Genomic DNA, 13673 nt, shown 5'->3' on the forward strand with positions numbered 1-13673 from the left:
CGTGGCGCGTCGCCGCGTCGGGGCCCGCTCCTCGTGGGCGGCTCTGGTCAGTCGGTGGGCCAGGCCGCCACGAGGCGGGAGCGGGTGTCCTCGAGGAGCACGGGCAGTGCCTTGGTCTGCGCGATGATCGGCAGGAAGTTCGAGTCGCCGCTCCACCGCGGCACGATGTGCTGGTGCAGGTGGGCCGCGACGCCCGCCCCGGCTACGGCGCCCTGGTTCATGCCGAGGTTGAAGCCGTGCGGCTCAGACGCACCCTGGAGGGCGCCGATGGCCTGCTTCGTCAGGGCCGTGAACTCGGTCGTCTCCTCGTCGGTGAGGTCGACGTAGAGGGAGACGTGGCGGTACGGGCAGACGAGGACGTGGCCGGGGTTGTACGGGAAGAGGTTCATCACGACGTAGCAGTGCTCGCCGCGGTGGACGATGAGTCCCTCGGCGTCCGGCTTCTGCGGAGCGGCGCAGAACGGGCAGCCGTGCCCGGCCGCCTCGGTCGGCTTGTCGCCGAGGATGTACGCCATCCGGTGCGGCGTCCAGAGCCGCTCGAAACCGTCCTCGACGTGGGCGAACTCGGCCGCCGACTCGGTGCCACTGCCCTGGGTCGTCATGGTGTCAGATCCTAGGGCGGCCCCGGATCGGCTCCGATCGAGGGCTCCTTGAGGTCTCGGCGAGGTCTTGGCGAGGTCTCGGCGAGCCCCGCTCCCGTCCCGTGCGCAGCGTGTCGATTTCACGCGAGCCACGAGATTGGGTTCAATGGATGACGGGCCCTGCGGTGTGTGAGACCGCAGGGCCTTCGCCGTCCCCCGGCTCGGGTGCCCGTCGCGGCAGGTCGCGACGGGGCAGGACAGGGAACGACCCTGCGGGTGTGAGAGCCGCAGGGCCGGCGACCTGGAGCCCGTCCGGTGCGCTCGGGCGCCGGCACGGCAGGAAGGTGAAGGCCCGGGAAGTATGAGTTCCCGGGCCTTCTTCTTCGTCATCACCGAAGCGATTCGGAAGCCGTTCCGCCGAAGCGGTTCGGTACGTCAGTTGTAACCCCGCCCGAGCCGCGGCGCAACCACTTCCGCGAAACTTTCTCACCTCGAACGCTCTCCTCCGCGGCTTGCTGCGGCATCGCCGGGAACCTACGGTTCGCCTGTGCCCACCCCGGACGACGCATACCCCTACCTCAGTGATGTCGTGAAGGCCCTGACAGGCGCCGACCTGCCGCTGCCGATGCCGATGTTCGGCCTGCTGGTGCTGGTGGCTCTCGTCGCCGCCACGTTCGTCCTGCGCATCGAGCTGCGTCGCCGCTGGTCCGCCGGCGAGCTCGGCGGTCCGGCGTCGCTCGAGGCGCTCGACGAGCTCACGACGACCTTCGCGGCCGCGATGCTGCTGTCGGGCATCGCCGGCGCCAAGCTGTTCTCGCTGGCCGAGGACCCGGGCGCGGTGCTCGCGGACCCGGTGGGGCAGGTCTTCAGCAGCAACGGCTTCAACATCATCGGAGGCCTGGTCGTAGCGACTGCGGTGGGCGTGGTCATCCTGCGCCGCAAGCGAATCCGGGTCGCGCCGTTCCTCGACGCAGCCGCTCCGGCCCTGATGCTCGGCTACGCCGTCGGGCGCATCGGCTGCCAGGTCTCGGGCGACGGCGACTGGGGTGTCGCTGCCGACCTCGCCGACAAGCCCGGGTGGCTGCCGTCGTGGCTGTGGGTCCAGCAGTACGAGGGCAACATCCTCGGGGTGCAAATCCCGGCCCCCGGCGTGCACCCGACGCCGATCTGGGAGACGGCGATGGCACTCGTCCTCTTCGTGGTCCTCTGGGCGCTGCGGCGCCACCCGTACCGGGCCGGCTGGCTGTTCAGCCTCTGGATCGTGCTCGCAGCCGTCGAGCGGCTCGCCATCGAGCCGTTCCGCGTCAACGAGCTGCACGGACCGCTGGCGCTGAGCCAGGCGCAGTACCTGTCCGCCCTCTTCCTCGTCGTCGGCCTCGTGGGCCTGCTCGGCCTCCGGGCCCGGCGCACGACGGCACCGGACCCGGAGGCGGACGAGACGCGAGAGCCTCAGCCGAGCGAGACCGCGTAGACCTCGAAGCGGTTGTCGGCCGGGAGGGTGATCGACTGGAGCTGCCTGGCCGGGTCCGCGGCCACGGTGGTGCCGAACAGCTGGACCGGCGGCCCGTCGACGCCTGAGCCACCCTTGATCCGGTGGTCCATCGCGATGGCCACCGCGTTGCCGTTGTGACCGCTTCCGGCGGCCCAGTCGGTCAGCGAGATCGGCACCGACTGCACGCTGCCGTCGGTGTAGGTCAGGCGCAGCGCCGTCGACACGTCGCCGTTGTGCGTCGAGCCGATGACGTGGATGGCGCTGCGGCTCGCGGCCGGCACGAGCAGCGTCTGACTGCGCCCCTCGACAAAGTTCGGCGTCGTGCCGGAGGTCACCGGGGCGGCATACGACACTCCGTTCCAGTCCCACGTGCCCGCGGCCGGGAGCAGCGCGGCGTCATAGCTCCAACCGCTGTTGTCGAAGTTGCCCTCGCTCGGGGCGGCGACCGTCGCCGTCCCGTCGTGGTTGCGTGCCGGGGCGAGGTCGACGGCGCAGCCCGCGGCGCCCGAGACGCAGGACAGCGCCTCCTGGAGCTGAACGGTGACGGTCCTCGTCACGGGCTCGGCACCGGGCGCCGAGGCCGTGACCCGCACCTCGTGGGAACCGGCACCGAGCCCTGCCGGCAGCGCGAGGGTCACGGGCACCGACGCGCTCGCCGGGACGCCGTTGCTGTGCAGCACCGTCGCCCCCTCTCCACCCGAACCCACCGCGGCCGACCAGCCCTGCGGCGTCGTGACGTCGACGGTGACCGGCAGGCTCTTGGGAGCCTGGCCGACGAGGTCGACGGACAGTCGCGCCTCACGCGCACCGGTCGGAACCACCACCGGGTTGGGGCGCGCCGTCATCGACAGCGACAGACGCGGGTCGCGGCTCGCCTGGACCGCCGACGGCGGCACGTCCGCGGGGGTCGTGCCCCAGCGGCTCGGCGTCGTGCCCACGGTGTGGGCAAGCGTGCCACCCTGACGGAGCGCGTCCCAGCCGACCCAGCTCTTCGTGGTCTTCGTGCCGTTGACCGTCAGCGTCTGGACGTAGCGCCGGTCGTCCGAGACACCGGGGGCCGTAATCGTGAGCGACCCGCCCTGCCCGGTCCGCACCGACGACGGCGTCGCGACATCGATGTCGACGCGCTCGAACTGCGGCGAGCTGACGACGAAGTAGTTCGCGCCGCTCATCGTCGGGTAGAGGCCCCATGACGAGAAGACGTACCACGCGGACATCGTGCCGAGGTCGTCGTTGCCCGTCATCCCGTCGGCCCCGTCGGTGAAGAGCGTGAACGCGGCGCGGGCCACGGTCGCGATCTTCGCCGGCTGCTGCACCCACGCGTAGGTGTACGGCGCGAGCAGGTCGGGCTCGTTGTTGGGGTTGTACGTCGGCTTGCTGTAGTAGGCGTAGGTCGCCTCGATCCAGTCGGTCCGGGCGGTCCCGGCCGGGTCGGTGAGCAGCTTGTCGTAGGCGAAGAAGTCGTCGAGGCGCTTCTCGGTCGTCGCACGGCCGCCCATGAGCTTCACCAGGCCGGCGGGGTCCTGCGGGGCGAGCCACTGGTACTGGTACGAGCCGCCCTCGTGGAAGGCGTGCGAGGCCTCGACGGGGTCGTACGGGTCGAGCCACGTGCCGTCGCTCATCCGCGGACGGAAGGACTGCGTGCCGGCGTCCCAGAGGTTCTTGTACCAGCCGCTGCGCTCGGTGAGCATCGAGGCGTCGGCGGTGTGCCCGAGGCCCTTGGCCATGAGGGCGAGCGAGGCGTCGGCCGCGGAGTACTCCATCGTCGCGGACGCCGGGTGGGCGCAGTCGTTGTCACCCCCGTGCGAGACGCAGTCGGTGCCGACCCGCAGGCCGAACGGGATGTAGCCGAGCTTCTCGTACCAGTGCTGGCCAGACCGCCCGTTGTACTGGCTGTCGGCCGGCGGCTGCTCGGTCGCGTTCTGCTTGAGCAGCGCGTACGCCTCCGCCTCGTGCCCGGCGAGGAAGCCCTTGCTCCAGCCCTCGACGAGGAACGGCGTCACGGGGTCGCCGGTCATGATGTTGGTCTCGCTGTTGACGAGGGCCCAGCGGGGCAGCCAGCCACCCTCGCGCCCGATGGCGAGCACCGAGAGGTAGGAGTCGCGGGCGACGTCGGGGGCGAGCACCTCGAGAAGCTGGTTCTGCGGGCGGTAGGTGTCCCACAGCGAGAAGTTCTGCCGGGGCGTGTAGCCGTCGGCGACGTGGTTCTTCCCGTCCCAGCCGTGGTAGCGCCCGTCGACGTCCGAGGCGAGGTTGGGGTGCATGAGCGAGTGGTAGAGCGCCGTGTAGTACGCCGTCCGTCGCTCGTCGGTGCCGCCCGTGATGCGGGCCTTGCCGAGCTCGGACTCCCACCGCTGCGTCAGGGCGGCACGCGTCGCGTCGAAGTCGAAGCCGTCGCCGGTCTCCTTCGCGAGGTTGGCCCGCGCGCCGTCGGCTCCGGTGTAGCTGAGGCCTACCTTCATCGTCACCGAGGTCGTGCCGTGGGGGAACGTCAGGGCAGCGCCGTTGCCGCCGGCCTTGGTCGACGCATCACGCGCGCCGGCCGTCAGGGTGGAGCCGCTCCAGGTGCCGAACGAGCTGAAGGGCCGGTCGAACTCGGCGCGGAAGTAGACCGTGTGCTCGTCCTTACCCGCGCAGAAGTTGCCGTCGTGGATGCGGCCCTCGACCACGCGGTCGCCGATGACGTGCACCTCCGAGTCGAAGACGCGCATGTTGGCCTTGCCCGTGTTGAGCAGGACGTTGGCGGCCTTGTCGGCCGGGAAGGTGAAGCGCTGCCACCCAGTGCGGTCCGTCGCTGTCAGCTCGGCCTGGACGCCGTAGGCGGGCAGCCCCACGCGGTAGTAGCCGGGGCTCGCCTCCTCGTCGGAGTGGGAGTACGCCGACGCGTAGCGCGACGAGTCGACGCTCGTGATGGCGCCGCTCGTCGGCATGACGGGCAGCTCCCCGACGACCGGACAGCCCACCCCGGACAGGTGGGTCTGGCTGAAGCCGTAGATCGACTTCTGCGAGTAGTCGTAGCCACCCTCTCCTCCGGTGTCGGGGCTGACCTGGACCATCCCGAACGGGGCGCTGGCACCCGGGAAGGTGTTGCCGTTGTCCTGGGTGCCGATGAACGGGTTGACGGAGCCGACGAGCGGCTCGGCGGCCGCAGCCGTCGGGGGTGCGCCGGACGGCAGCACTGGCCCGAGGGCGGTGGCGGCGAGGACGACGGTGCCGAGCGAGCGGAGCACGGTGCGCATGGACGTTCCTTCTGGGGCGACGACGGTGTCCTTCCCGAGACTCGTGTCGTCCGGTGGGACGGGCAACCCGAGACGCCTGGCCTGTCCGATGGACGCCGGACATCGGACAAACAGGTCGTATGCCGTGTCCCTCCTCCGCGCCCTCGGCCACCCCGCGATCCGCACCTGACGGACGGCCTCGTACGCTCGCGACGCGACCGCTCGGGTCGCCGACAGACAGGGGTACCACTTCCATGCTCGCCACCAGGGTGCTCGCCGCCCTCCTCTGCACGCTCGCGGTCGCGGGCTGCTCGACCTCCGGGACAGGCCAGGCCACGCCCTCGGCCTCGTCGCCCGCGTCGGCCACATCGACCGCCTCTGCCACCACGGCGGAGACGGCAGACGGCCCGGGCGGGTCGCCGTCGACGGTCGTCTTCGACGACGCCGACGTCCCCGTCGCCAAGAAGCACTGCGAGGCCTACGTCGAGCTCAACCGTCGCGTCCACGCCCAGGGCCAGAAGGACGTCGCCGACAGCGCCGCGTGGACGGCTCTCCACGACGAGGCGAGGTCCCAGAAGGAGCAGGCACCGGACAAGTTCCGGGGCCTCTACGCCGTCATCGAGCTGTGGACGCTCGAGCTGAGCGACACCCGCGACGGGTCGGTGTCTGCCGACACCAAGGCGCGCCTCGGCGCGGCGGTCATGGGCAACGCCGGCGTGTGCACCGCGGCCGGGGTGACGCTGCCGATCCTCTGAGGGAGCACCGCAGCCGTAGCGAAGGAGCCCCCGCCGACGTCGTCGGCGGGGGCTCCTCGTGCGTCACCACACGGCATACGCGGTCGTGGCGGGTGCGACCTCAGACCTGGGCGCGGCTCTCGATCGCGGCCGCGATCTCGGCGATCGCGTCGTCGACCGGGACGCCGTTCTTCTGCGAGCCGTCGCGGTAGCGGAACGACACGGCGCCGGCGGCGCGGTCCTCCTCGCCCGCGATGAGCGTGAAGGGCACCTTGGACTTGCTCGCGTTGCGGATCTTCTTGGGGAAGCGGTCGTCGCTCGCGTCCAGCTCGACGCGAACTCCCTTGCGCTTGAGGCGGTCCAGCACCTCACCGAGGTAGTCGGCGTAGTCCTCGGCCACCGGCACGCCGAGGGCCTGGACCGGGGCCAGCCACACCGGGAACGCGCCGGCGTAGTGCTCGACGAGCACCCCGAGGAAGCGCTCGATCGAGCCGAACTTGGCCGAGTGGATCATGACCGGCTGCTGGCGTGAGCCGTCGGCGGCCTGGTACTCGAGACCGAAGCGTTCGGGCTGGTTGAAGTCGTACTGGATCGTCGACATCTGCCAGGTGCGTCCGATGGCGTCACGCGCCTGCACCGAGATCTTGGGCCCGTAGAACGCGGCGCCGCCCGGGTCGGGCACGAGCTCGAGACCGGACGCCGTGGCGACCTCCTCGAGCACCTTGGTGGCGGCCTCCCACTGCTCGTCGGAGCCGATGAACTTCGAGGACTTCTCGCCCTCGGTGTCACGGGTGGACAGCTCGAGGTAGAAGTCGTCGAGGCCGAAGTCCTTGAGCAGCCCGAGCACGAAGTCGAGCAGGTGCTTGATCTCGGAGGGGGCCTGCTCGGCGGTGACGTAGCTGTGCGAGTCGTCCTGCGTCATGCCGCGCACGCGGGTCAGGCCGTGCACGACGCCCGACTTCTCGTAGCGGTAGACGCCGCCGAACTCGAAGAGGCGCAGCGGCAGCTCACGGTACGAGCGCCCGCGCGACTGGTAGATGAGGTTGTGCATGGGGCAGCTCATCGCCTTGAGCTGGTACTTCGCGCCCTCGAGCTCCATCGGGGGGAACATCGTGTCGGCGTAGTACGGCAGGTGCCCGGAGGTGTGGAACAGCGCCTCCTTGCTGATGTGCGGCGTGCCGACGTAGGAGAAGCCCTCCTCGATGTGCCGACGGCGGACGTAGTCCTCCATCTCGCGCTTGATGACGCCGCCCTTGGGGTGGAAGACCACGAGGCCGGAGCCGAGCTCGTCGGGGAAGCTGAAGAGGTCCATCTCGGCGCCGATGCGACGGTGGTCGCGACGCTCGGCCTCGGCGAGGCGGTCGAGGTAGGCCTTGAGCTCGTCCTTGGTCGGCCACGCGGTGCCGTAGACGCGCTGGAGCTGCGGGTTCTTCTCCGAGCCGCGCCAGTAGGCGGCGGCCGAGCGCATCAGCTTGAAGGCGTTGCCGATGAGCTTGGTGCTCGGGATGTGCGGGCCTCGGCAGAGGTCGCCCCAGGCGCGGGTGCCGTCGCGGCGGATGTTGTCGTAGATCGTCAGCTCGCCGGCGCCGACCTCGACGCCCGCGCCCTCGGCGGCCTCGTCGGCGTTGCCGCCCTTGAGGCCGACGAGCTCGCACTTGTACGGCTCGCCCTTGAGCTCCTCCAGCGCATCGGCGTCGGTGACGACGCGACGGGAGAAGGTCTGCCCCTCGTTGATGATCTTCTGCATGGCCTTCTCGAGGGCCTTGAGGTCATCGGGGTTGAACGGGGTCTCGACGTCGAAGTCGTAGTAGAAGCCGTCGCGGATGGGCGGGCCGATGCCGAGCTTGGCGTCGGCGTGGAGCGACTGGACTGCCTGGGCGAGCACGTGGGCGGTCGAGTGGCGCAGGACGGCGAGGCCGTCCTCGCTGTCGACGGTCACCGGCTCGACGGTGTCGCCGTCGCCGAGGACGTGGAAGAGGTCGCGCAGCTGACCGTTGACACGCGCGACGACGACGGCGCGGTCACCCTCGAAGAGCTCACCCGCCGTCGTCTGCTCCGCGACCGATCGCTCGCTTCCGGCGACGGTGACGGTGATCTGTGCAGACACGGTTGGTGCTCCTCGTTCGACAGGACCCGGCGGCGGGCGACGGGTCGTGGGTGTGAGCCGCTGGGTGCGGCTCGGCAAGGGTATCGAGACACCGACAGGACGGGCGACGCGGTTTGGCTGTCGGCGCCCCTTGAGCAGGCGTGAGCGGGCCTGAGCGGGCCATGAGCGGGGCCCCAGTGGGCTCGAACCAATCCTCCGACCGCACCTCCGAGCGGATACTGGTGAGCCGGGGAGCCGCTCGGAACGGCGCCGACGGAGGGAGTGCGTCATGGAGGGGACGACCGACGACACCGGGCCGGGCAGGCCACCCGGTGCCTCGCCGGGAGCTCTGGCCGCCCTTGGCCTGGACCTGACCGCCACGGTCGCCCTCGCCGAGACCGCCGAGGCGGAGTTCATGCTCGCCCTGCACGACGGTGCGCCGACCGAGGCCAGGAGGGCGCTCGGCATGCACTCGGAGCGCGTCGCCGGAGGCGTGGCCGTCGTCATGGCTGCCGACCCCACGGGCGGCTACTGGAACAAGGCCCTGGGGTTCGGGCTGGCGGCGCCCGTCACCGAGGACCTCGTCGCGAACCTGGTGGACCTCTACGCGACGGCCGGAGCCCCGGCCATGACGCTGCAGGTCGCTCCGTCCCTGCTGCCGGAGGACTGGGACGAGCTGTGCGCCCGGCACGGCATCGTCGGCGGGTCCGTGTGGGCCAAGCTGCTCCGGCACGCCGACGTGCCCGTCAGCCCCTCGGTCACCGAGCTCCGGATCGGCACGATCGGCAGGGACGACACCGACGCGTACGCCCGCGTCTTCGCCACGGGATTCGGCATGCCGCCCGAGCCGCACCTGCTGTCGATGTTCGCCGCCGCCGGAGCCGGTGGACGGGGCTTCACCGCCTACGGCGCCTGGGACGGCGACCGGCTCGTCGCGGCAGCCAACCTGCACGTCGCCGGTCCTGCGGCTGCCTTCTGCGGTGCCGCGACCCTTCCCGAGGCCAGGGGCCGCGGCGCCCAGTCGGCGTTCATGCGCGTGCGGGTCGAGGCGGCTCGCGCCGCGGGGTGCGGGTGGATGAGCACCGAGACGTGGCAGGAGTCCGAGGGTGCGCACAACCCGTCGCTCCAGAACATGCTGCGCTCGGGCTTCGTCGAGGTCTACGACCGGCGCAACTGGGTCTGGCGGCCCTGAACGCGGCGACGTCGCGCGCGCCCGGCGCCCGCGACGTCGTCGGCATCACCAGGTGTTCTCGACCACGGCGTGCTCGATGTCGCCCTTGACGTTCTCCAGCACCGAGAGCGACCTGGACGGCTCGAAGGCGGTGCGCAGCCGCACCGTCGACGGCAGCCGTACGGGCTTGCGGAACCAGACCCGGCTCGACAGCCCCGCTGCGGGGAGACGCGGGCCGAGGGACGCGAGCACCCTTGCGTAGGAGTACATCCCGTGGGCGATCGCCGTGGGGAAGCCCAGCGGTCTGGCCGTGAGGGCGTGCAGGTGGATGGGGTTCCAGTCCCCCGACACGGAGGCGTAGGACCGACCCGTGCCCTCACCGAGACGCCACACCGGGCCTCCCGAGACGCCGGTCAGCGCCTCGGTCGAGGGCGGTTCGACGGCCTCGACGTCTGGGTGCTCCGCCCCGCGTGAGAGGTACGTGCTGACGCCCCGCCACACCACCTCGCCGCGCACGCCGACCTCGGACACGAGGTCGACCTGGCGTCCCCGGCGGTGGGGCCGCAGGTCCTGAGCCCACACGGACACGTCGAGCGGCTCGTCGACGTCGACGGGCCTGAGGACCTCGATCCGGTTCTCGACGTGGACGGCCCCGAGCAGCGGGAGCGGGAAGCGGTCCCCGCTCATGACCGACATCTGGAGCGGGAACGCGACGAGGTGCGGATAGGTCGGCGGCAGGGTGCCGGTGACCGGGAACCGGCACACCCGCGCATACGCGACGACGTCGTCGACCTCGAGGCGTATGCCGGCCCGGGAGTAGCGCACGTCGGGGAGCGTGTCGCTCGCGTTGCCTCGGCGCAGGGCCGCCGTCGCGTAGATGCGGCGCAGGTCCGGGGCGCCGTCGAGCGTGATCTCCTTCGTCATCGCGACCTCACGCGCCGAGCAGGCTCTGGCCGCAGACGCGGACCACCTGACCGGTGACGGCGGCGGCTCCCGGCTGCACGAACCAGGCGATGGTCTCGGCCACGTCCTTGGGCCGGCCACCCTGCTGCAGGGAGTTCATCCGACGGCCGATCTCCCTCGTGGCGAACGGGATCCGCGCCGTCATCTCCGTCTCGATGAAGCCGGGGGCGACGGCGTTGACGGTGATGCCGCGCTCCGCGACCTGGCGCGACAGCGCGGTGACGAGGCCGATGACACCAGCCTTGCTCGCACCGTAGTTGGTCTGCCCGCGGTTGCCCGCGATGCCGGCGATGGAGGCGACACAGACGATGCGACCGCCGTCGGCCAGGCCCCCCTCGCCGAGGATGGCCTCGTTCATCCGGAGGATCGAGCGGAGGTTGACCTCCATGACGCTGCGCCAGCGGTCGTCGTCCATGTTGACGAAGAGCTTGTCGCGGGTGATCCCCGCGTTGTGCACGACGATGTCGAGCCCGCCGTGGCGTGACGTGGCGTGCTCGACGATGCGGCGGCCAGCTTCGTCGGACGTCACGTCGAGCTGCAGCGCGGTGCCCTTGACCTCGTTGGCCACGGCGGCCAACGCGTCGCCGGCTGCCGGCACGTCGACGGCGACGACGGTCGCCCCGTCCCTGGAGAGCACCTTGGCGATCTCGGCCCCGATGCCGCGCGCGGCGCCGGTGACGACCGCGACCTTGCCCTCGAGCGGACGGAGCGCGTCGGCGTCGGGGCTCGTGGACTCGTCGACGCGCACGACCTGGCCGTCGACGTAGGCGGACCGACCCGAGAGGAAGAACTCCACGGCCGAGCGGACGCCGCCCTGCGCATCTCCCTGCGCGAGAACGAGGTTGGCCGTGGCGCCGCCCCGGAGCTCCTTGCCCAGCGAGCGCACCGCGCCCTCGAGGGCGCGCTGGGTCGTGACCTCGGCGACGTCGGTCAGCGTCGACGGGTCGGTGCCCACGACGACGACGCGGCCGTTGCGCGCGAGGGCCTTGACGGCCGGCGCCCCGAGCAGGCGCAGCTGGTCGAGGTCGGCCGGGTCGGTGGCGGTGCTGAGGTCGAGGACCACGGCGCCGACACGGTCCGCGGCGTCCGCGGCCGTGGCGACCGTGGCAACTCTGGCGCTGGCGAGCCAGGCCGCGATGCCCTCCGCGAAGCGGCCGCCTCCGGCGACGAGGACCGGGCCCTCGCAGAGCGGCAGGCCGGGCTCGTAGCGGCGCAGGGGGGTCGGCTGGGGCACGCCGACCTTGCGAGCCACGGGCGAGCTGACGATGGTCGTGAAGAGATCATTCATGTCAGGCCTCCAGGATCGCGACGACGCCCTGCCCACCGGCAGCGCAGATGGAGATGAGGCCCCGGCCGCCGCCGGCCTCGTGGAGCTGCTTGGCGAGCGAGGCGACGATGCGGCCGCCGGTGGCGGCGAAGGGGTGGCCCGCGGCGAGCGAGGAGCCGTTGACGTTGAGCTTCGTCCGGTCGATCGAGCCGAGCGGGGCGTCGAGACCGAGGCGCTCACGGCAGAAGTCCGGGTCCTCCCACGCCTTGAGCGTCGTCAGCACCGTCGCGGCGAAGGCCTCGTGGATCTCGTAGAAGTCGAAGTCCTGCAGGCTCAGGCCGTTTCGAGCGAGCAGGCGCGGGACCGCGTAGGCCGGGGCCATGAGCAGCCCCTCGTCTCCGTGGACGTAGTCGACGGCGGCGGTCTCGGCGTCGACGAACCACGCGAGTGGCGTCAGGCGGTGCTGGGCGGCCCACTCCTCGCTGGCGAGCAGCACGGCCGAGGCGCCGTCGGTGAGCGGCGTCGAGTTGCCGGCGGTCATCGTCGCGCCATCGCCCTTGCCGAAGACCGGCTTCAGCTTCGACAGCTTCTCGACGGTGGAGTCGGCACGCAGGTTCGTGTCGCGGGAGGTGCCGAGGTAGGGCGTGACGAGGTCGTCGAAGAAGCCGCGGTCGTAGGCGGCGGCGAGGTTGCGGTGGCTCGCAGCTGCGAGCTCGTCCTGGGCCTCACGCGTGATGCCCCACTGCGCGGCGGTGAGGGCCATGTGCTCGCCCATCGACAGGCCGGTCCTCGGCTCGACGTTCTCCGGGATGGACGGCACGAGGTGGCCGGGCCGCAGTCCGGCGAGCGCCTTGGCGCGAGCGCCCGCCGACCGGGCGCGGTTGGCGGCGAGGAGCGTCTGGCGCAGCCCCTCGCTCACGGCGATGGGTGCGTCGCTGGCGCTGTCGACCCCACCGGCGATGCCGGCGTCGACCTGGCCGAGCGCGATCTTGTTCGCGACGAGGACGGCCGCCTCGAGCCCGGTGCCGCAGGCCTGCTGGATGTCGTAGGCCGGCGTCGTGGGGTGGAGACGCGTGCCGAGCACGGTCTCGCGGGTCAGGTTGAAGTCGCGGCTGTGCTTGAGGACCGCGCCGGCCACGACCTCACCGAGCCGCTCCCCGGCGAGCCCGTAGCGCGCCACGAGGCCGTCAACGGTCGCTGTCAGCATGTCCTGGTTCGACGCCTTGGCGTAGGGCCCGTTGGACCGGGCGAACGGGATGCGGTTGCCCCCGAGGACGGCGACGCGCCGGGGCGGGCGCGGCGCGGGCGGGGTGGACCGCGGGGTGTTCTGGGAAGCCATGGGGTCTCTCCTGCTGTCGGCTGTCTGACCTGTCGTCGTCGTCCAAGATATCCGAAACCGGCAGTAGTCGATACAGCAAGTACCTGTTACTTTCGAGACATGGACGACGACGTGGCCACCTCTGCCGCACCGCCGGCGACGCCGCGGGACGGACGTGACTCCCGGTGGGAGCGGCACCGCGCCGAGCGCCGCGCCGCGCTCGTCGACGCGACCATCCGTGCCATCCGCACCCACGGCGCCGGCGTCGGCATGGACGACATCGCCGCCGAGGCGGGCACGTCGAAGACCGTCATCTACCGGCACTTCGACGACAAGGCCGGCCTCTACCGCGCCGTGGCCGAGCGCATCGACGGCCGGGTCGTCGGCAACGTCGGAGCGGCGCTCGGTGGCGCTGGACGACCGGCGACCGACACACGGGAGCTCGTGGCGTCCACGGTCGAGGCCTACCTCGCCCTCGTCGAGTCCGACACCGAGGTCTACCGCTTCGTCGTCAACCGTCCACTCGTCGACCGGCCGCTCGTCGACGACCCGGTGGGGGGCACCGTCGACCAGGTCACCGACCGGCTGACCGGGCTGCTCCTCGAGTCGCTCCGGGCGACGACGGCCGACCCGTCCCGCGCCCGCACCTGGGCCATCGCGCTCGTCGGCTCCGTCAGGGCCGTCGCGGACGACTGGCTCGCCACGCCCGAGGCCGATCGGGCCCCCCGCGCCACCGTCGTCGACTCCCTGACCGAGCTGGCCTGGCACGGGCTCGCGCCCGTCCTCGCGACACCCACCACCACGCCCGCAGCGACCTCCTGAGGTCCGACCGGAAGGCACGAG

General features: G+C 71.6%; 10 protein-coding genes. 4 read left to right on the top strand and 6 right to left on the bottom strand.

Annotation, left to right across the window (positions count from 1 at the left end; translation table 11 throughout):
- Nucleotides 1-47: 47 nt before the first annotated feature.
- Complete coding sequence (locus U5C87_RS15130) at nucleotides 48-602, bottom strand: HIT family protein (RefSeq protein ID WP_330473349.1); 555 nt, start codon at nucleotides 600-602, stop codon at nucleotides 48-50.
- A 526-nt stretch (nucleotides 603-1128) separates the two neighbouring features.
- Between U5C87_RS15130 and U5C87_RS15135 the strand changes: the two genes are divergently transcribed.
- Nucleotides 1129-2052, top strand: coding sequence for a prolipoprotein diacylglyceryl transferase (locus U5C87_RS15135; RefSeq protein ID WP_330473350.1), 924 nt, complete (start codon nucleotides 1129-1131; stop codon nucleotides 2050-2052).
- On the opposite strand, the gene U5C87_RS15140 is transcribed toward U5C87_RS15135, so the two are convergent.
- Nucleotides 2031-5312 carry a GH92 family glycosyl hydrolase gene (locus U5C87_RS15140; protein ID WP_330473351.1) on the bottom strand — a complete coding sequence of 1094 codons (3282 nt, stop codon included), beginning with the start codon at nucleotides 5310-5312 and terminating at the stop codon, nucleotides 2031-2033. The genes U5C87_RS15135 and U5C87_RS15140 overlap by 22 nt on opposite strands.
- A gap of 233 nt (nucleotides 5313-5545) precedes the next feature.
- Here U5C87_RS15140 and U5C87_RS15145 point away from each other — a divergent pair, with 233 nt between their 5' ends.
- The gene (locus U5C87_RS15145) at nucleotides 5546-6046 is read left to right on the top strand and encodes a hypothetical protein (protein ID WP_330473352.1); all 501 of its coding nucleotides are present in this window, start codon (nucleotides 5546-5548) and stop codon (nucleotides 6044-6046) included.
- A 100-nt stretch (nucleotides 6047-6146) separates the two neighbouring features.
- On the opposite strand, the gene thrS is transcribed toward U5C87_RS15145, so the two are convergent.
- The gene (gene thrS, locus U5C87_RS15150) at nucleotides 6147-8132 is read right to left on the bottom strand and encodes a threonine--tRNA ligase (RefSeq protein WP_330473353.1); all 1986 of its coding nucleotides are present in this window, start codon (nucleotides 8130-8132) and stop codon (nucleotides 6147-6149) included.
- A 268-nt stretch (nucleotides 8133-8400) separates the two neighbouring features.
- Here thrS and U5C87_RS15155 point away from each other — a divergent pair, with 268 nt between their 5' ends.
- Entirely contained in the window at nucleotides 8401-9303 is a 903-nt protein-coding gene (locus U5C87_RS15155; protein WP_330473354.1) for a GCN5 family acetyltransferase, read from the top strand.
- A gap of 45 nt (nucleotides 9304-9348) precedes the next feature.
- Here the strand turns inward: U5C87_RS15155 and U5C87_RS15160 are convergent, their stop codons facing one another.
- From U5C87_RS15160 to U5C87_RS15170, 3 genes are read right to left on the bottom strand one after another with little or no spacing between them, the layout of a single operon-like run.
- Nucleotides 9349-10206, bottom strand: coding sequence for a MaoC family dehydratase (locus tag U5C87_RS15160; RefSeq protein WP_330473355.1), 858 nt, complete (start codon nucleotides 10204-10206; stop codon nucleotides 9349-9351).
- A 7-nt stretch (nucleotides 10207-10213) separates the two neighbouring features.
- The gene (locus tag U5C87_RS15165; RefSeq protein WP_330473356.1) at nucleotides 10214-11533 is read right to left on the bottom strand and encodes a 3-oxoacyl-ACP reductase; all 1320 of its coding nucleotides are present in this window, start codon (nucleotides 11531-11533) and stop codon (nucleotides 10214-10216) included.
- 1 nt (nucleotide 11534) lies between these two features.
- Nucleotides 11535-12851, bottom strand: coding sequence for an acetyl-CoA C-acetyltransferase (locus tag U5C87_RS15170; RefSeq protein ID WP_330473357.1), 1317 nt, complete (start codon nucleotides 12849-12851; stop codon nucleotides 11535-11537).
- Between the two features lie 99 nt (nucleotides 12852-12950).
- Between U5C87_RS15170 and U5C87_RS15175 the strand changes: the two genes are divergently transcribed.
- On the top strand, nucleotides 12951-13652 hold the full coding sequence (locus tag U5C87_RS15175; RefSeq protein WP_330473358.1) for a TetR/AcrR family transcriptional regulator: 702 nt from the start codon (nucleotides 12951-12953) through the stop codon (nucleotides 13650-13652).
- Nucleotides 13653-13673 lie beyond the last annotated feature (21 nt).

Source organism: Terrabacter sp. C0L_2 (assembly GCF_036352015.1).
In the GTDB taxonomy this organism is placed as follows: domain Bacteria; phylum Actinomycetota; class Actinomycetes; order Actinomycetales; family Dermatophilaceae; genus Terrabacter; species Terrabacter tumescens.